The sequence below is a fragment of the Embleya sp. NPDC059237 genome (assembly GCF_042754105.1).
In the GTDB taxonomy this organism is placed as follows: domain Bacteria; phylum Actinomycetota; class Actinomycetes; order Streptomycetales; family Streptomycetaceae; genus Embleya.
Genome location: NZ_JBHZAE010000017.1, coordinates 240,106 through 258,105 on the forward strand (window position 1 = coordinate 240,106; position 18,000 = coordinate 258,105).

The window sequence follows — 18,000 nt, forward strand, 5'->3', positions numbered from 1 at the left end:
CCGGCACCGGTACTCATTTCGTCCCCCACGCGCGGGTGAGCCGCAGATAGATCGCCGACAGGACCGCGAGCACGGCGGCCAGACTCACGCTCAGCGCCGCCGCCGCGCCGTAGTCGCCGCTGACGAACGCGTAGCGATAGATGAGGAGAAGCACGGTGACCGTGGAGTCCTCGGGCCCGCCGTCCGTCAGCACGAACGGCTCGGTGAACACCTGGAAGGTGTTGATCACCTGGAGCAGCATCATGATCAGCAACACCGGGCGCATGTGCGGCAACGTGACGTGCCACAACCGCCGTCGTACCGAAGCGCCGTCGAGTTCGGCGGCCTCGTACAACTCGGTCGGCACACTCGCCAGCGCCGCGAGGTAGATCAACACCGCGCCGCCCGCGCCCGCCCAGGTCGCCTCCACCACCAGGCTCGCCATCGCCGTATCGGCGGACTGCAACCACGGGTACGGGCCCAGGCCGACCTTGCCCAACATCTCGTTGAACAGGCCCGAATCCGGGTCGTAGAACCACTTCCACATCAGCACCGCCACCACCGGCGGCACCGCCACCGGCAAATACACCAGCACCCGCATCAGTCCGGCGCCGCGCCGCAGTTCGGACATCAGCACGGCCAGGAACAGCGGCAGCGGGAAGCCGATCAGCAGCGCCAGGCCGGTGAACACGAGGGTGTTCACGACCGCCTTGCCCAACAGCGGGTCGTCCAGCAGGGTTTGGTAGTTGTCGAACCCGACCCACGTGGCCGGTTCGACCAGGTTCGTCTGCTGGAAGCTCAGCAGCAGGCTACGGATGATCGGCCACCACGAGAACAGGCCGAACACCAACACCGTCGGCAACAGGAAGAGCACCGGCACGAGGTGCCGGGCGCCGCCGCGCCACCGCCCGATCCGGGACCCGGGCCCGCTCGGACGAACCGTCGCCGACGCCACGACCGGGACGCTCTCCCGGGAGATGGTCGGTGTACTCACGACGGCCCCTCGACTCCGCGCGGCACGGCGCGCCGCATGCCGCACGGTCCGTGCCCGCTCACGGTGCCTGCGCCTTCTCGACGACCGGCCCGAGTCGATCCGCCGCCTTGGCCAACTCGGCCCGCGGGTCGGCGTCCTTGCGGGTCAGCACGGCCTGTACCGCCGTATCCAGCGCGCCGTACAACTCCTGGGCGGCGACCGGGGGTTCGACCTGATATTCGAGCTTGCCGACGCCGGCGACGTACGGCGCGAAGTTCCCGGTCGGGATGTTCGTGTGCCTGCCGATCGCGACGTTCACCGGATCGGACACCGCCGCCGAGTAGAACGGCAGCGTGGGCAGCCCGACCGCGAGCTTGTCCGCCGCCTGGGCGACCGCCTGTTCCTCGGCCGCGGCCGGGTCGTAGGCGGGCTTGAGGTAGAAGTAGTCGATCCACTTCACCGCCGCGGTCCGCTGCGCCGGCGTGGCCTTGGCGCTGACCACGGCCATCAGGCCGCCGAGCAGCGTGGACCGGCCGCCGTTCTGCTGCGGCAGCGCAGCCATGCCGAAGTCGGCGGGCTTGCCGGAGTATTGGGTGATGTAGCGGTTGTAGCTGTTGACCGTGCTGATCATCATGCCGATCTTGCCCGCGGCGAAGTCCCGTTCGGCGTCCTGCTGGGTGCGCAGGTGGTTGTTGCCCATCGAGTCGTCCTGCCAGCGCATCGCGGCCAGTTGCCCCAACGCCTTCTCCGCCGGACCGTCGAGCAGGGCCGGCACATACGTGTCGCCGACCTTCTTCTCCATCGAACCGCCGAAGCCGTAGGTCATCGCGGTCAGGATCCAGCCGCCGGTGTTCTTGACGGTCATCTGCGTGTAGCCGGTGGCGCCCGTGTCGGAGATCTTCTTCGCGGCGGTGCGGACCTCGTCCCAGGTGGTCGGCGGCTTGTCCGGATCCAGGCCCGCCTTCGTGAACAGGTCGCGGTTGTAAACGAGTCCGAGTGCGTACTCGGTGACCGGCAGTCCGAAGACGCGGCCGTCGGCGGAGGTGGCCGGGGCCAGTGCGCGCGGGTCCAAGTCGCCCGCGTGCGGCAACGCCTTGAGTTCGGCCCCGAGATCGGCGATCTGCTTGCGGGCGATCAGGCCGGGCGGCTCGGTGAGCGGAACGGTCAACACCGTCTCGGCGTTGCCGCCGGCCAACCGGGCGGCGAACGTGCGTGCGTCCCACTGGGTGTCGGTGGGCTTGACCTTGATTTTCGGGTTGGCCTTCTCGAACGCCGCCACGGCGTCCAGGAATTGTTGCCGCGTCTTGGGCGACGTGGTCGCCGGCATGCCCGCGACGGTGATCGTGGTTTTGCCGGAGGAACCGGCGCCGGACGATCCGGACGAGCCGGACGAACAACCGGCGGTGCCGGCGACGAGGGCCAGCGCGAGCGCTCCGCCTCCCGCCACCACCCGCCGACGTCGACGCCGGAGCGTACTGACCGGAACTGACTCGGTCACGGGTACCTCCCTGGGTCCTGACAATGCCCGCTCCGGGTGTGCTCCGGAGCCGATGGGGTCGTATCTAATTCGCATTAGGAGGAGGTGTCAAGGGGGTTGCGGGCAGGTTGCCCGACCCGGCGAATCAGACATACGACGGTCTTGACGCGGCCGGTGGATCGGGGTACACATTCGCTCTAATCCGCATTAGGCCGGGGTCATCGCCCGACCGTCCCTACCAACGCCGCTGCCGCCGCGGCTGTCGTCCCCGATGCCGTCGCCGTTGTCGCCATGCCTCGGCCGCGCCCGCCGGGGCCCGCCGCTGCCGCCGCTTTGGGTGCTTCCGCCGCCCGCCCTCGTCGCTCGGGAAAGGGATCCATGTCCGCCGACCAACACAGCCCCGAATCACCCGACGCCACACCGGACCACCCCATCCACACACCCCGTCCCGGCCTGCACCGACGCGGCTTCCTCACCGGCGCCGTGGCGACCGGCGTGGCGGGCGTGGCCGGAGCGGCCGGAATCGCCGGGGCGGCGACACCCGCCCCCGCCGGCGCGACGACGACCGCCCCCGTCACCATCTCCGCCCCCGGCATCTCGCTGACCGCCGGCCTCGACGGACAGATCTCGGTGCGCGACGGCGCCGGCACCGAACGCATCCGGCTGACCAGGTTCATGACCAAGGACAGCGTCGCCGGCCTGCAACCCACGACCGGCGGCACCCCGTCCCGGATCACCCTCCCGGACGGCAGAGCGGCGATCCGGGTCGACTACACGTTGGCCGCCGCCGCGAACGGCATCACCGTCCGGGCAGTCCTCGACGTCACCCCGAACCGCGCGCATCTGCGCTGGGAGGTCGGCGGCTCGACCACGCTCGTCCCGGCCGGGTTCATGTTCGGCCGTACGGTGCTCGCCCCCACCGCGCCGGAGAACTTCGTCGCGCTCACCGCCTGGAACCGGGACGCGGGCGGCGGCATCCCGTACGAGACCAACACGGGCGTGGTCTACCAGGAGACGTGGGCCGACACCAACGCCTACTTCCGCCTCGCCGGCACCACCCCGGCCTGGACCAACGCCACCTGGATCCACGCCCCGGGCACCGTCACCCCCACCGGCGCGGTGACCGAGGCCGACCTCGTACTCGGCGCGATGCGCCCGGCGGCGGCCGGCACCACCGGCTCGGGCCGGCCGCTCGGCGTCGAGGTGTGGACCGACCGCCCGTTCTCGATCTGGGACCAAGGCGGCGTACCGATGCCGCTGCACGCGGAGGTGGCCAACGGCGGCACCACCGCCCGACCGGTACAACTCTCCTGGTGGGCAAGGGACTTCGACGGCGCAGTGCTGGGCAGCGGCACGGTCTCGGGCACGGTCGCCGCCGGCGCCACCTGGACGCGGACCTTCACCGTCACCGCACCGGCGCACGGCATCGTGTTCACCGAGGTGTGCGCGACCTCGGGCCCGGACGAGGCATTCGCCCGCACCAACCTCACGGTACTGCCGCCGTTCGACTACCAGGCGGGCGCCGACAGCATGTTCGGCATCGCCAACTACCCGTGGCTGCTCCAACCGTCCACGCCGGCCGTGCTGGACCTGATGCACCGCATCGGCATCAAGCGGGTGCGCATCTCCTACGACGGCGGCCCCGGCCTGCCACCCGCCACCCTCGACGCGGCCGGCCTGGCCCACAACATCGAACTGGCGGGCATCCCGCTCGGCGGCACCACCGCCCAGATCGCCACGTGGGCGGACACCAACACCGCCAAGGCCATCGGGGCGAACGCGGACTGGTTCGAGGTCGCCAACGAGATCAACAAGCCGTGGATGAGCGGCCAGACGGCCGCCGCCTACGTGCGCGACGGACTGCACCCCGTACGCGACCGGTTGACCGCGGCGGGGGCGCCAACCAAGGTACTCAACGCAGGACTTGCCGGGATGGACTACGTCTGGACGGAGAACTTCCGCAACGCCGGCGGCTGGGACCTGATCGACGGCTTCGCCTTCCACCCGGGCCGGGGCAACTTCACCCCCGACTACGCCCCGGCGCCGGCCGACTGGACGATGGGCGACAACGGCACGTATTGGAACTTCCTCGGCGGACTGCGCAAGGCACGCGAGGTGATCGCCGCGTACGGCCCGAAGGAGCTGTGGCTGACCGAGGCGTACGCGTGCACCAAGCCGAACAGCTGGTGGCACGACACCTACCGGCACGCCGCCGAGAACGTACTGCTCACCCTCGCGCTGGCCAAGGCCGAGGGCGTGCGGTGCGTGAACTGGTACCAGCTGCACGACAGCGTCCTGGGCAAGCCGCAGTGGGCCGACCCGGCGAACTCCGAGTACCACTACGGCCTGATGCACCGCGACCTCGGCGCCAAGCCGTCCATGCTGGCCTACGCCACCGCCGCCCGCGTGCTGGACCGGGCCACGTTCGTCCGATGGTTGACCCCGGCCGACCCGGATCTCAAGGGCCTGCTGTTCGACTCCCCCGACGGCCCGATCTCGATCCTGTGGAGCCGCAAGGACGGCTACATCCTCAACGCGGCCCACCCCACCGACTCCGGCTGGTTCGCCGCGCCCGAACCGTGGGTGGACCCGTGGCCGACCAAGACGACCCTGTCGGTACAGGCGGCCGGCACGACGGTCCGCGAGGTCGACTGCATCGGCCGGGAGCGCACCCTGACGGCGACGGGGGGCCGGGTGGGGGTACGCCTGGACGGCGCGCCACGGATCTACCACGGCCTCACGTCAACGCCGGAGGCGACCGCGTAGGGACGGGCGAGTAGGGACGGGTGGGACGGCGGCGCGTGGATGTACGCGCCGCCGTCCCGGCCGGCCGCTCGGCGCGGCTGGTCCGTTCAGCTGTACAGCAGCGTCGGGCTCAGCGGTGCGCGTGCGACGCAGTACCAACCGGGCCACCCCGGGAAGAGCACCCGCAGACTCCAGTTGGAGGGCGACGGCGGCGGACCCGAAATCACGTCCGCCAGCGGTTGGCCGACCCCGATGGTGCCGCTGACCTTGGGAATGGCCCCCAGATTGAACACGGGCGCACCACCCGGGTACGGCGGATTGATGGCACCGTCGTAGACAACGCCACCGCTGGGCCCATTGAAGATCGCGGTGGTGTTGATGGAGTTGGCCGCGAACCCGGCCGGAATCGGCGGAGCGGAGATGGTCACCTTCAATTGCCCGCCGCCGGTGAAATAGGTCACCTTGGCGGGAAACGCACGTCCCCTGGCATCCACACAGTCGTAAGGGGCCGTCGAGGGCCCGCCCGCAGAGGCGGACCCGACGAACGTGGTCACGGCAGCCAGTGCACCGGCACTGGCAAGCGCAGCGATCTTCATGTGCTTTGGCATGGCTGACTCCCGGGGGTTTCTGGGCTGAACCCGAACCGTACGAAGGAGCAGAAGCACTACGAACCATTTCCACACAGAGCGCGAACCAAGTAGAGCAACCCACGCCCACCCTGACAAGCACCCAAACCCGTTGGCGCGATCCGTCAAGTCCCCTCAAAACACAGGCAGTTGCCCCACCACGCCCGAAACCGGAGTCACCCACCGGCCAAGGCGGAACAGCAGCCCGGACCGGCCGCCCAGCCAAAGGCGCAATGCGAGCAGGGCGGGACACCAGAGCCGCCAGGCGAGCGGGGTGGGTTGGCCATGTCGTGATCCGAGCGGGTCGGGGCGCCGAAGTCGCACGGTGAGGTTGCGGCGGGGACGGAATCGTGTTCGCGGCGTTGCTTCTTGTTGGGCGCTTCGCGCCGGCTCGCGAGGCACCACTTTTCTGCTCCCCCGCTTCGCTCCTCCGCAGAAAAGCGGCCCCTCGCTCGGGGCCGGGTGTCCCTCCGCTTCGCTCCGGGCCACCCGACCCAAACTTTGCGGCTCCGCCGCTCTCCGCGCTGCGCGCGTCGATCCCGGGGCAGCCAGAGTCGTGGGCGCTGACGCGCCGAAGCCGGCGGCCGAAGGCGAAAGCCGGTCATCACTTCGGCCGCGGAGCGGACGGACGCACGCCACGTGCCGAACGCCGCCACCGACCGCGTAGCAAGCGTGCATCCCGACATGCGCACCGCAGCGGACATGGCCACGTGGCGAACGCCGCCACCGGCCGCGCAACGGGCGGAGCCACAAGCAGAGCCTCGACGCCGACCACGCCGCGAACGGGCGCCGCGTGCCGAGCGCCGACGCCGACCGTGAAGGGGGCGTTCGTCCCGGCAGTGCAGCGGAGCGCCGTACCCGGCCGGCTGGGGGAGCAGGCGTGCAGCGTTCCCCTGGGCGGCGCCAGGGCCATCGGGCGCAGCACGGCCGCACGGCCACCGGGCCCGGGCGGGCCCGCTCGGGGCGTCCAAAGCGCAGGCTTCGAGGTCGGCAGCGGCGGGGGCCGGGTGGGGGCACGCTCGGCGCGGCACCCAACGCCCCCCGCGGCCCGCCGGGCGGGACCCGCCTGCCCCTCATGGCGATGCCGCCTCCCGCTTTGCGCCGGCTGCCGTGGCCAGTAGTTCCTCCGCGTGTGCGCGGCCCAGTTCCGAGTCCTCCAGGCCCGCCAGCATGCGGGACAGTTCCCGGACCCTTGCCGCGTCGTCGAGGGTGACCACACCGGAGCGGGTGACCGTGCCGTCGCTGGACTTCTCGACCACCAAGTGGCGGTCGGCGAAGGCGGCGACCTGAGGCAGGTGCGTCACCACGATCACCTGCGCGACGCGCGCCAAACGAGCCAGCCGGCGGCCCACCTCGACCGCGGCCTTGCCGCCGACGCCCTGGTCGACCTCGTCGAAGACGAACGTCGGCACCGGGTCGGCCCCCGCGAACACCACCTCGACCGCGAGCATCACGCGCGACAGCTCACCGCCGGACGCACCCTTCGCCAACGGCCGCGGCGGCGCGCCCGGGTGCGGGGACAGCTGCAGTTCGACCTCGTCCACGCCCGTCGGCCCATACGCCAGCACCCGATCCCCGACCGCCAGCCCCTCCGCGTCGTCGACTCCGTCGATCGCCACGCCGACGCGCGCATACGGCATCGCCAGCGCCGTCAACTCACCGGTCACCGCCGCCGCGAACTTCTCCGCCGCCGCATGCCGAGCCGCCGAGACCTCGCCCGCGAGCACCGTCAACTCGCCCCGCAACGCGTCGCGTTGGGCGGTCAGCTCCTCGGTGCGGTCGTCGTCGCCGTCCAACTCGGCCAACCGCGCGGCCGAACGCTCCGCCCAGGCCAGCACCTCGTCGATCGACTCGCCGTACTTGCGGGTCAGCCCCGCCAGCGCCGCCCGCCGCTCCTCCGCCGCCGCCAACCGCACCGGGTCCGCGTCCACCCCGGCCGCGTACGACGCCAGTTCGGTGGCCACGTCCGCCACCAGATACCCGACCTCGCCCAGCCGATCGGCGAGCGCCGCCAGCGCCGGATCGTGCGCCCGCACCGCCTCCACCGCCCGATGCGCCGCACCGAGCAGGGTCGTGGCGTCCACCGCGTCCGAACCGGTCTCCGGATCGCCCAACAACGCCTCGTGCGCCGTGGTCGCGGCCGTACGCAGCGCGTCCGCGTGTCCCAGCCGCAGCGTCTCCGCGGCCAGTTCGGCGTCCTCGCCCGGCTGCGGCACCACCTGTTCGATCTCGGTCAGGCCGAACCGCAGCAGGTCCGCCTCCTGCGCGCGCTCGCGCGCCCGCGTGGTGATCTCGTCGAGCTCCGCGCTCACCTCGCGCAGCCGCCGGTAGACCGCGCCGTACGCCTTCAGCGGCACCGACACCGCCTCCCCGGCGTACCGGTCGAGCGCGGCGCGCTGCCGGGCGGGCCGCAACAGCCGCTGCTGGTCGGTCTGCCCGTGTACCGCGATCAGGTCGTCGGCCAGATCGGTGAGCAACCCGATCGGCGCGGACCGCCCGCCGACGTGTGCGCGCGAGCGCCCCTCGGCCGAGACCGTCCGGGCCAGCAGCAGCTCGCCGTCGTCGACCTCGGCACCCGCTTCGGCCGCCCGCCGCCCGGCGGGCGAATCCGCCGGCACTCCGAGCCGGCCCTCGACCAGAGCCTTCCCCGTCCCGTTGCGCACCAGCCCGGCATCGGCCCGCCCACCGAACAGCAAGCCGAGCCCGGTGACCACCATCGTCTTGCCGGCGCCGGTCTCGCCCGTGACCACGGTGAAGCCCGGCGCGAGCTCGACTACGGCGTCTTCGATGACACCCAGACCCTGTATCCGCATCTCTTCGAGCACGGGGACGACACTACGAGGTCGCGGGGACTCCACGCGAAGAAAGCAGTTCAACGGCGTGTGTCAGCCACCCCAACACACCCCCACAGCCGCAGCCGGCCGGCCCGCAAGCCCCACGGGCCGGCGGCGCCGCGGGCCCGCCCGGCCGACGCCGCAAGCGCACCGCCACGACCTCGCCAACACAGCCCGCCGCCCTCACAAGCGCCCCCACCCGGCCCCACAAGCGCGACCGACCACCGACGCTCGCGAGCACAACCAGCCGGCACCACAAGGCAGCCCCACACCCCCGCAAGCGCCGGCCGCCCTCGCAGGCGCAGCCGCCCGCCCCGAGCAAGCAGGACCACCAAGCCCCGCGAGTGCAACCGGGCCGGCCCACAAGTGCGGTCCCACGCCCCCGCAAGCGCACCCACCCAGCCTCGCGAGCCCGGTCACCCACCCCGCGGATCAAGCCCCACCCACCCCGCGAGCCAAGTCCCGCCCGCCCGACCACCTCACCGCCGCCCGCGCCACCCCTTCACCGGCAACGCGAACTTCGCCACCAACCGATCCGTGAACGGCGCCCGATGCAGCCGCGCCAACCGCACCGGCTGGGTCCCCCGCCGCACCTCCACCCGCGCGCCCGCGGGCAGCTGTACCGTCCGCCGCCCGTCGCACCACAGCGCACCGGGCGGAGTCTCCGCCGCCAGCTCCAACGCCAGCACCGAGTTCGGCGAGACCACCACCGGTCGCGCGAACAGCGCGTGCGCGCTGATCGGCACCATGATCAGCGCCTCCACCTCCGGCCACACGATCGGTCCGCCACCGGAGAACGCGTACGCCGTCGACCCCGTCGGCGTCGCGCACACCACCCCGTCGCAGCCCCAGCGCGACAGCGGCCGGCCGTCCACCTCGGCGACCAGCTCCAGCATGCGCTCGCGGGAGGCCTTCTCGATCGCGGCCTCGTTCAACGCCCAGTTCGTATGCACGATCTCGCCGTTGACCCGCACCACCACGTCGAGCGTCATGCGCTCCTCGACGTCGTAGTCCCGCGCCACCACCCGCTCGACCACGTCGTTCAGGTCCTCGCGCTCGGCCTCCGCCAGGAACCCGACCCGGCCCAGGTTGACCCCGAGCATCGGCACCGCCGCCTCGCGCACCAACTCCGCGCCGCGCAGCAGCGTGCCGTCGCCGCCGAGCACGATGGCCAGCTCACAACCCTTGGCCGCGTCCGGCTCCACGGACACCACGACCGCGCCCGGCAGAGCCAGATCGTCCGCCTCCGGCTCCAGCACCCGTACACCCAGGCCCGCCGCGATCAGCCGCTCCACCACCAGCCGCGCGCTGCGCAACGCCGCGGGACGGCCGGTGTGCGTGACCACCAGTATCGTGCGATCGCTCATCCCCGTATCCCCTCGTCCGCATCGCGCCGACCGCAGCCATATCCGTACGCCATACCGGCGTCGGCGCAGCCGCATCCGTACGCCGTACCACCCTCGGCGCAGCCCCCGGCCGACCCCGACCCGCAGGTCGAGCCCGAACCATCCGCCGCGCCGCCGTCCACACCACCCCGGGCCGCGCCCGACCCGTACGCCGCGACGCTATCGCGCACGCCCTTCACCGCGGCCCCTCGGCGATCGCCCGATCGACGTCCGCCGGATCCAGCTCGGGCGCGCCGGCCCGCATCCACAGGAAATACTCGACGTTGCCCGACGGCCCCGGCAGCGGCGACGCCGTCACCCCGAGCACCCCCAGGCCCGACTTCGCGGCCTGCTCCGCGACGATCCGCACCGCCTCCGCCCGCAACGCCGGATCGCGCACCACACCACCGGCGCCCAACCGCTCGCGCCCCACCTCGAACTGCGGCTTGACCATCATCACCAGGTCCGCGTCCGGCGCCGAACAGCGCACCAGCGCCGGCAACACCAGCCCGAGCGAGATGAACGAAAGGTCGCCCACCACCACCTCGGCCGCCGGCCCCACTTGATCCGGCGTCAACTCCCGCACGTTGGTCCGGTCCCGCACGGTCACCCGGTCGTCGTTGCGCAGCGCCCACGCGAGCTGCCCGTACCCCACGTCCACCGCGACCACGTGCGCCGCCCCCGCGCGCAGCAGCACGTCGGTGAAGCCGCCGGTCGAGGCGCCCGCGTCGATACAGCGCCGCCCCTCCACGCTCAGCCCCAGCGGGGTGAACGCGGCGAGCGCGCCCGCGAGCTTGTGCCCGCCGCGCGATACGTAGTCCGGGTCGCCCGCGTCGGCGGCGACCACCACGGCCGCCCCCGCGTCGACCTGGGTGGCGGCCTTGGTCGCGGCCTGGCCGCCCACCGTCACCCGCCCGGCCGCGATCAGTTCGCTCGCGTGGTCCCGGGAGCGAGCGAGTCCCCTGCGCACCAGCTCGGCGTCGAGCCTGCGTCGTGCCACCGGTCGTGCCTGCCGTTCCTTGGTTGTGCCGAAGTCGTCGACGAGAACCGCCACTCTCGCGCCGGCGCGGGTGGGTCGCCCGCCGGCCTCCGCGAAGCCCGGTGCCACGCCCCGGCGTACCGGCGAAACACCCGTTCGGTGGTCCCGATCGAATGGTTCGCCGGTACGGCCGGGCACGGTGCCGGACGTCGCGGAGCCCGACGGGAGAACACGGACCCGCCCTAACGATCCAGATCCGCGAGGGTGTCCCGCAATCCCCGGTGTACATCCTCGTACACCGGCCCGTGCGCCTCGGTGGGCAGGTCACCCACACGGCTCAAGGTGACCAGCACCGCGTCCACGTGCGGGTCGCCCGTGGGGGGCGGTGGTTCGACGACGCCCGACCCGGTCGCGACGTCCTCGGCGACCGCCCGCTCCGTGCCGTCCGCCGCCGAGGCTTCGCTCACGACTGCCCGTCCGCGTCCGCCGCCGGCGCGGTCGGCTTGCGGATCGCCTTCTTGGCCGGCGCCGTCTTCTTCGTGGCGGGCGTCCCGTTCGTCTTGCGCGCCGGCTTGCGCGGACCGGCCGGCGCCGCCGAGCCACCGTCCGCCGCGGGCTTGTCCGCGACGCTCTTCTTCGCCGCCGCCTTCTTCGCGACCGGCTTGCCGGACGGCGGAGCAGCGACCGGCGGCGTGGCAACGGACGGGCCGGCCGCCGGCGGAGTCGCGACCGGCGTCGCGGCCGAACGCCCCGCCCCGCCCGCTCCGGGCGCACCCGCCGGCCGCGCCGCCCGAGGCGTGGACGCCCGCGCCAACCGGTGCTCCAGATCCGTCACCCGACTCTTCAACCGGGTGATCTCCTCCTCGGCCTTGGCCAGATCCTTGGTCCACGGCCTCGTACGGGTCAGCGCCTTGTCCACCTCGCCGCGCACGATGCCCACGAGCAGGTCCCGGTTCGCCTTGCCGGTCTCGTACAACTCCTCGGCGACCTGCTGCACGAACTGCGGCAACGCCTGGGCCTGTTCCGGAACCTGCTCCAGGTCGAGGCCGCTGCGCTCGACGAGGACCTTGGCCACCTCGGTGACCCGCTGCCTGGTCATCTCGGTCAAGCCACTGGCGATCTGAAGGTAACTGCGCACGACGTCTCGCATGAACCGGCGCCCGCCTTCCTGCTCCGGCCGCCGTATCGGTGCCTGCGCGGCGATACGAACGGCGATGATCGGTCTGCCCCCGACGCTACCCTCTCGACCGCCGCGCGAACGGAAGCAACGACATGCCGCCGACACGAACGAGGCGAACCCGAACCCGAACCGCCCCGCACCGACGGCCGACCGATCGACCGCCACGGACATCGCCCGCCCCCGGGTGGGGTACGGTCGCCAACCGGATCCCACGGAAGGAATCTCCCCGCATGGCCACCGTCGAAGAGTGCCGCACGGCCCTCGAGGAACTGTCCGCCAAGATGGGCCGAGCGGAGGGCGACACCCGCAAGGCCACCCAACTCGACCGCAGCCTCAGCTGCCACGTCACCGACCTCGACGTCACCTTCTCCGGACGCCTGCGCGACGGCGCCCTGCACGACATCGACACCGAGCCGCGCACCGAGAAGGCGCAGATCCGACTGGCCATGACCGGCGACGACCTGGTCGCACTGGTGGCCGGCACCCTCAACTTCGCCTCCGCGTGGGCCAAGGGCCGGGTCAAGCTGGAGGCGTCCTTCAAGGACCTGCTGGTACTCCGCAAGCTGATCTGACCCGGAAAGCCCCGCAGCACCCGGGCGCGCCCGGACCGGCCCCTCCCGCTACCACCCCAACCGCCGCACCACCCCGCCCGTGTCGACCCGAGCCGCCGCCTCCGCGTCCTCGGCCCACACCGCCGCACACGCCGCCCGCAACCCGTCGATCCGCGCACCCTCGCCCTCGACCGCCAACGCGCCGTCCACCACCCGCGCCGACCACCCGCCGCACACCCACGCGTCACCGTCGCGCCGCGCCGTCACCGCCGGCTCCAAAAGCGCCCGCAGGTCCTCCGCGACGAACGTCGGCCGCTGCTCCGCACCGGCCGCCAACAACGCCTCGGGCGTGGTCACCCCGGTCAGCACCAACAGGCTGTCCACGCCGCCGTTGTGCGCACCCTCGATGTCCGTGTCGAGCCGATCGCCCACCACCAGCGGCCGACGCGCCCCGGTACGCAGGATCGTCTCGCGATGCAGCGGCAACTCGGGCTTGCCCGCCACCACCGGCTCGACCCCCGTGGCCGCGCGCACCACCCCCACCAAGGCCCCGTTCCCGGGCGCGATTCCACGCTCCGTCGGAATGGTCAGGTCCGCGTTCGAAGCCACCCAGAACACCCCGCGCGCCACGGCATAGGACGCCTCCGCCAACGCCGCCCACCCCACATCCGCGGCAAACCCCTGCACAACCGCCGCAGGCCCGTCCCCACCGGAACCCGAGCCGGAGCCCGCCCCCGAACCCGAACCGGAACCCGAATCCGCCGACCGCACCGGCCGCAACCCACGCTCCCGCAGCGCCACCTCCAGGCCCTCACCGCCGACCACCAGCACCGACGCCCCCTCGGGCACCCGCTCCGCGACCACCCGCGCCGCGGCCTGCGCCGACGTCACCACGTCCTCCGGCTGCGCCGGAACCCCCAGCTCGACCAGATGTTCCGCCACCGCCTTGGGCGTACGCGACGCGTTGTTGGTGACGAACGCCAGCCCCATCCCCCGCTCACGCGCCTCGGCCAACACCTCCACCGCATGCGGCACCGCCCGCGCACCCGTGTACACGACCCCGTCCAGGTCGAGCAGCGCCACGTCGTAGGCCCGCGCCAAGGCACCCCCGTCCCCGCCCGCGTCCGAACCGTCCGTCGTCACCGCCGAGGTATGCCCGCTCACGCGTCGCCACTCCTGTCACTCGTCTCGTCACCGTTGCGACCGGACCCGCCGTCCCGGCCGTCCGCACCGATCGTCCCGTACGCCCCCGCCCGCGCCCGCAACGTGGCCCGCGCCTGCACCAGCGCCGTCCGGTAGTGCTTGGTCTCCGGCCGCATCGCCACCGCGAGCGCCAGGTGCTCCACGGCCGTCTCGAAGTCGCCGAGCCGCGAGGCGGACAGGCCCCAGCCGAACTGGGCGTAGTCGTCCGCCGGATCCGACTCCGCCACCGCCCGAAAGTGCCGCAGCGCCTCGTCGTGTCTGCCCGAGTCGAACCAGGCCCGCGCCAGCGCCTCCCGCACGCTGCGCGACTCCGGCGCCGCGTCCGCCGCCCGCGCCAGCAACAGCGCCGCGGCGGCCGGATTACCCGACGCGAGCAGCTGCACCCCGCGCCGATACCAGTCGTACACGTCTCCAGTGGGCGCACCGTTCACCCCGTCGGCTCCCTGAGCCATCGCCATGATGCCCTCCCGCACCTCGACCACCCGCCGTCCACCGAACCGACGCCCCCGAACCGGGACGTCCGACGATCCGGAGGCCGGCGACATCGGATGTCCTGATCTTGCCCGCCCTCGGGCCCGTAACATTCGGTCATGGATGACGCAGTGCCGAACGGGCTCGATCTGGCCCCCTTCCGCGGGCTCCGCTACGACCCGGACCGCGTGGGGGACGTCGCGTCGGTGACCTCGCCACCGTACGACGTGGTCGAGCCCGGCGGCGTACCCGCGCTGGAGGACGCCGACCCGCACAACATCGTGCGCTTGGTACTGCCGCGCAGCGCGGTACACGCCGGCACCACGTTGCGCACCTGGCTCGCCGAGGGGGTGCTGCGTCCCGATCCGCTGCCCACGCTCTACGTCTACGAGCAGCGCGATCACAACTCGATCCAACGCGGTCTGATCGGCGCCCTGTCGCTCGACTCCGCGGTACTGCCGCACGAGGACGTGATGCCCGGCCCCGTCGCCGACCGCGCCGCGATCATGACCGAGCTGTCGGCGAACCCCGAGCCGATCCTGCTCGTGTACACGGGCGGCGGACGCGCGTCCGACATCGTCGAACAGACCACCCACCAGCCGCCGCTCGTCGGCCTGCGCACACCCGACGGCATACGACACCGGCTGTGGGGGGTGACCGATCGCCAGGCGCTCGCCGGGATCCGCGACGACCTGGCGGCCCGCAAGGCGCTGATCGCCGACGGCCACCACCGCTGGGCGGCCTACGCCCGGATGCGCGACCGCGCGCACGCGGACGGCCGCGGCGACGGCCCCTGGGACCGCGGCCTGGTACTGCTCGTGGACACCGTCCGCCACCCGCTGCGGGTCGGCGCGATCCACCGCGTGCTGCCGAAGCTGCGCCCCGCACAGGCGCTGAACGAACTGGCCACCTACGGCGACGCGGGCGCCGGCGCGTTCCTGGCCCGCCCCCTCGACGGCACGCTGCCCGCCGCCCTGTGGGCCCTGGACCAGGCCACAGGACCGGCCTTCCTGCTCGCCGGCGACCGCCGCTTCCACCTGCTCACCGGCCCCGACCCGGACCTGCTCGACCTGGCCATTCGCGCCGACCGCCCGCGCACCTGGCGCAGCCTGGACGCCACGGTCCTGCACGCCGCCCTGCTCGAACAGGTGTGGCACGTGCCGGACAACTGGGACAACATCACCTACGTCCACGACGCCGCGGCCGCCGTCCGCCAGGCCAACCACACCGGCGGCACCGCGATCCTGCTGCGTCCCACCGACGAACGAGTGGTCCGGGACCTGGCCGAACAGGACATCCGCATGCCCAGAAAATCCACCTCGTTCGGCCCGAAGCCGGCCACGGGCCTGGTCCTCAGAAGCCTCGACCTGACCGAATGACCACGTAGCCCACAACCACGAAACACAAAAAGGGCCCGGCACGAATGCCGGGCCCTTCCCTTCACACATCTTCGACGCTCAATCAGTCCTTGACGTCGCCGACGACCGCGTCGTCGTCATCGTCCGAGTCGATCTCGGCCGCAACCTCGGCCTCGTCCTCGTCCTCCGCGCCATCCTCGAACTCGACCGCCTCCGCAGCCGAGTCCTCGATGTCGACGTCGACCTCGTCCTCGTCGTCGTCCTCCGCGTCCGGGTCGAGCGCATCGGTGAAGTCGAGCCCGTCCAGCTCCGCGACCCGCTCGGCCGCACCGGTCTCGCCCGTCGTGTCCGCCTCGGCGGCCCGCCCGAACCAGTCCCGCGCCTCGTCGTCGCGGCCCACGGCCGCCAACGCGTCGGCGTACGCGAACCGCAGTCGCGCCACCCACGGGTTCGTCGACGCCGAGTTCAGCTCCGGCACCTGAAGGGTGACGACGGCCGCGTCGAGCTGGTCCAGATCCCGGCGCGCACCGGCCGCGACGATCCGCAGCTCGATCTGCGCGGCCTTGTCCAGTTCCTTGACCTCGTCCGCCCCGGCCATCTGCAACGCCCGCTCCGGACGGCCCAGGCCACGCTCGCAGTCGGCCATCACGGCCCAGTGCTCGCTCGACCCGGTCATCCGCCGGGCCGCCCGCAGCTCGGACAGCGCCTCGGCGTAGGCCCCGGCCATGTACGCCGCGATCCCTGCCGCCTCACGCACGGCGGCGACACGCGACGCGAGCCGCAGCGCGACCTTCGCGTACTTGTACGCCAGCTCGGGGTCCTCGTCGACCGTACGGCCGATCATCACCAGGTTGCGCGCGACCTCGTCGGCGAGCGTCTTGGGCAGCCCACGCAGCTCCTGACGCGCCTCCGCACCGAGTTCCTCGGCCTGGACGTCCTCCGGAATGAACATGCGCTCGACCGGCACGTAGCCCGGCTCGTCCCGACGGTCGTACGACGGACGCGAAGCGCCGCGGTCGTCCCGGTTCCCGTACGACGACCGACCGCCACGATCGCGGTCCCGGTCCCCGAAGGAGGGCCGGCCACCACGGTCGTCCCGACCGAACGAGGGACGCGAGCCCCCACGATCGTCCCGAGCGGGCCGATCCGACCGGAACGGAGCACGCGCCCCACCACGGTCGTCACGGGCAGGCCGGTCCGAGCGCTCGGGCCGGTCCGACCGGAACGGCGGACGACGGTCCCCACCACGGTCGTCGCGGTTGAACGGCGGCCGACGATCCCCACCACGCTCGTCCCGGCCGCCACCGGTCGGACGCCCGGAACCCCGGTCGTCCCGCCGCGGCGCCGGACGACGCTCCTGGAACGGCTGCCGCGCACCGGGTCGACCGTTGTAGGTCGGCCGGCTGCTGGCGCCGTCACGGTGGTCACGATCCCCGAACTCACGCTCGTCCCGAGCAGGCCGCTCCGCCCGCTGCGGCGGACGCGAGCCACCACGGTCGTCCCGGTTGCCATACGACGGCCGGCCGGACCCACGATCGTCCCGGTTGAACGGCGGACGACGGTCCCCACCACGGTCATCACGCTCGAACGCCGGACGCGACCCACCACGATCGTCCCGAGCAGGCCGGTCCCCACGATCGGCACGGAACGGCAACCGCCCACCGGGCCCCCCACGGTCGTCCCGACCGTAGGAAGGACGCGCCCCACCACGCTCATCACGACCAGGCCGGTCGGAACGCTCGGGCCGATCCGACCGGAACGGCGGACGACGGTCCCCACCACGCTCATCGCGATTGAACGGCGGCCGACGATCCCCACCGCGCTCCTCACGGAACCCGGGCCGATCGTCGCGCCCGGCCGGAGGACGACGGTCCCCACCACGGTCGTCACGGTTGAACGAGGGACGCGACCCACCACGATCGTCCCGATTGCCATACGACGGCCGACCACCACGATCATCACGGCCGTACGACGGCCGGTCCTCGCGGTTCGGACGGGCGATCGCGTGGTCGCCACGAGCCCCGTACGAGGTCCGCGACTGCCCACGATCCCGCTCCGGAGCATCCGAGCGGAACGGCGGACGCGACCCACCACGATCATCACGACCAGGCCGGTCGGAACGCTCGGGCCGGTCCGACCGCAACGGCGGCCGACGATCCCCACCGCGCTCCTCACGGAACCCGGGCCGATCGTCGCGCCCGGCCGGAGGACGACGGTCCCCACCACGGTCGTCACGGTA

General features: G+C 72.6%; 14 protein-coding genes. 3 read left to right on the forward strand and 11 right to left on the reverse strand.

Annotation, left to right across the window (positions count from 1 at the left end; genetic code table 11):
* Nucleotides 1-13 precede the first annotated feature (13 nt).
* Both ACFXKZ_RS39630 and ACFXKZ_RS39635 read right to left on the reverse strand, forming a co-directional pair.
* Complete coding sequence (locus tag ACFXKZ_RS39630) at nucleotides 14-973, reverse strand: carbohydrate ABC transporter permease (protein ID WP_380008584.1); 960 nt, start codon at nucleotides 971-973, stop codon at nucleotides 14-16.
* Nucleotides 974-1,031: 58 nt separating this feature from the next.
* The gene (locus ACFXKZ_RS39635) at nucleotides 1,032-2,450 is read right to left on the reverse strand and encodes an ABC transporter substrate-binding protein (RefSeq protein WP_380008587.1); all 1,419 of its coding nucleotides are present in this window, start codon (nucleotides 2,448-2,450) and stop codon (nucleotides 1,032-1,034) included.
* Between the two features lie 357 nt (nucleotides 2,451-2,807).
* Between ACFXKZ_RS39635 and ACFXKZ_RS39640 the strand changes: the two genes are divergently transcribed.
* On the forward strand, nucleotides 2,808-5,195 hold the full coding sequence (locus ACFXKZ_RS39640; protein ID WP_380008590.1) for a hypothetical protein: 2,388 nt from the start codon (nucleotides 2,808-2,810) through the stop codon (nucleotides 5,193-5,195).
* Nucleotides 5,196-5,281: 86 nt separating this feature from the next.
* Here ACFXKZ_RS39640 and ACFXKZ_RS39645 read toward each other — a convergent pair whose 3' ends face one another.
* The 6 genes from ACFXKZ_RS39645 to ACFXKZ_RS39670 form a co-directional block, all read right to left on the reverse strand.
* Nucleotides 5,282-5,782 carry a hypothetical protein gene (locus tag ACFXKZ_RS39645; RefSeq protein WP_380008593.1) on the reverse strand — a complete coding sequence of 167 codons (501 nt, stop codon included), beginning with the start codon at nucleotides 5,780-5,782 and terminating at the stop codon, nucleotides 5,282-5,284.
* Nucleotides 5,783-6,873: 1,091 nt separating this feature from the next.
* Entirely contained in the window at nucleotides 6,874-8,613 is a 1,740-nt protein-coding gene (recN, locus tag ACFXKZ_RS39650) for a DNA repair protein RecN (RefSeq protein WP_380008637.1), read from the reverse strand.
* A gap of 500 nt (nucleotides 8,614-9,113) precedes the next feature.
* Nucleotides 9,114-10,001 carry an NAD kinase gene (locus ACFXKZ_RS39655; RefSeq protein WP_126643989.1) on the reverse strand — a complete coding sequence of 296 codons (888 nt, stop codon included), beginning with the start codon at nucleotides 9,999-10,001 and terminating at the stop codon, nucleotides 9,114-9,116.
* Nucleotides 10,002-10,215: 214 nt separating this feature from the next.
* Nucleotides 10,216-11,019, reverse strand: a complete 804-nt coding sequence (locus ACFXKZ_RS39660; protein ID WP_380008596.1) for a TlyA family RNA methyltransferase — start codon at nucleotides 11,017-11,019, stop codon at nucleotides 10,216-10,218.
* A gap of 221 nt (nucleotides 11,020-11,240) precedes the next feature.
* Nucleotides 11,241-11,465 (reverse strand): hypothetical protein, encoded by a 225-nt coding sequence (locus ACFXKZ_RS39665; protein WP_380008599.1) that lies wholly within the window; start codon nucleotides 11,463-11,465, stop codon nucleotides 11,241-11,243.
* Nucleotides 11,462-12,148 carry a histone gene (locus ACFXKZ_RS39670; RefSeq protein WP_380008602.1) on the reverse strand — a complete coding sequence of 229 codons (687 nt, stop codon included), beginning with the start codon at nucleotides 12,146-12,148 and terminating at the stop codon, nucleotides 11,462-11,464. The genes ACFXKZ_RS39665 and ACFXKZ_RS39670 overlap by 4 nt, the downstream gene beginning before the upstream one ends.
* A 260-nt stretch (nucleotides 12,149-12,408) precedes the next feature.
* Between ACFXKZ_RS39670 and ACFXKZ_RS39675 the strand changes: the two genes are divergently transcribed.
* Nucleotides 12,409-12,750: an alkyl sulfatase C-terminal domain-containing protein gene (locus ACFXKZ_RS39675; protein WP_380008605.1), complete on the forward strand. Its 342-nt coding sequence runs from the start codon at nucleotides 12,409-12,411 to the stop codon at nucleotides 12,748-12,750.
* A gap of 48 nt (nucleotides 12,751-12,798) precedes the next feature.
* Here the strand turns inward: ACFXKZ_RS39675 and ACFXKZ_RS39680 are convergent, their stop codons facing one another.
* Together ACFXKZ_RS39680 and ACFXKZ_RS39685 are read right to left on the reverse strand one after the other, a co-directional pair.
* Nucleotides 12,799-13,893, reverse strand: a complete 1,095-nt coding sequence (locus ACFXKZ_RS39680) for an HAD-IIA family hydrolase (RefSeq protein WP_380008608.1) — start codon at nucleotides 13,891-13,893, stop codon at nucleotides 12,799-12,801.
* The gene (locus ACFXKZ_RS39685; RefSeq protein WP_380008611.1) at nucleotides 13,890-14,390 is read right to left on the reverse strand and encodes a tetratricopeptide repeat protein; all 501 of its coding nucleotides are present in this window, start codon (nucleotides 14,388-14,390) and stop codon (nucleotides 13,890-13,892) included. The genes ACFXKZ_RS39680 and ACFXKZ_RS39685 overlap by 4 nt, the downstream gene beginning before the upstream one ends.
* Before the next feature lie 132 nt (nucleotides 14,391-14,522).
* On the opposite strand from ACFXKZ_RS39685, the gene ACFXKZ_RS39690 reads away from it, so the two are divergent.
* Nucleotides 14,523-15,782, forward strand: a complete 1,260-nt coding sequence (locus tag ACFXKZ_RS39690) for a DUF1015 family protein (RefSeq protein WP_380008614.1) — start codon at nucleotides 14,523-14,525, stop codon at nucleotides 15,780-15,782.
* A gap of 82 nt (nucleotides 15,783-15,864) precedes the next feature.
* On the opposite strand, the gene ACFXKZ_RS39695 is transcribed toward ACFXKZ_RS39690, so the two are convergent.
* Nucleotides 15,865-16,713, reverse strand: a complete 849-nt coding sequence (locus ACFXKZ_RS39695; protein ID WP_380008616.1) for a hypothetical protein — start codon at nucleotides 16,711-16,713, stop codon at nucleotides 15,865-15,867.
* Nucleotides 16,714-18,000: the final 1,287 nt, after the last annotated feature.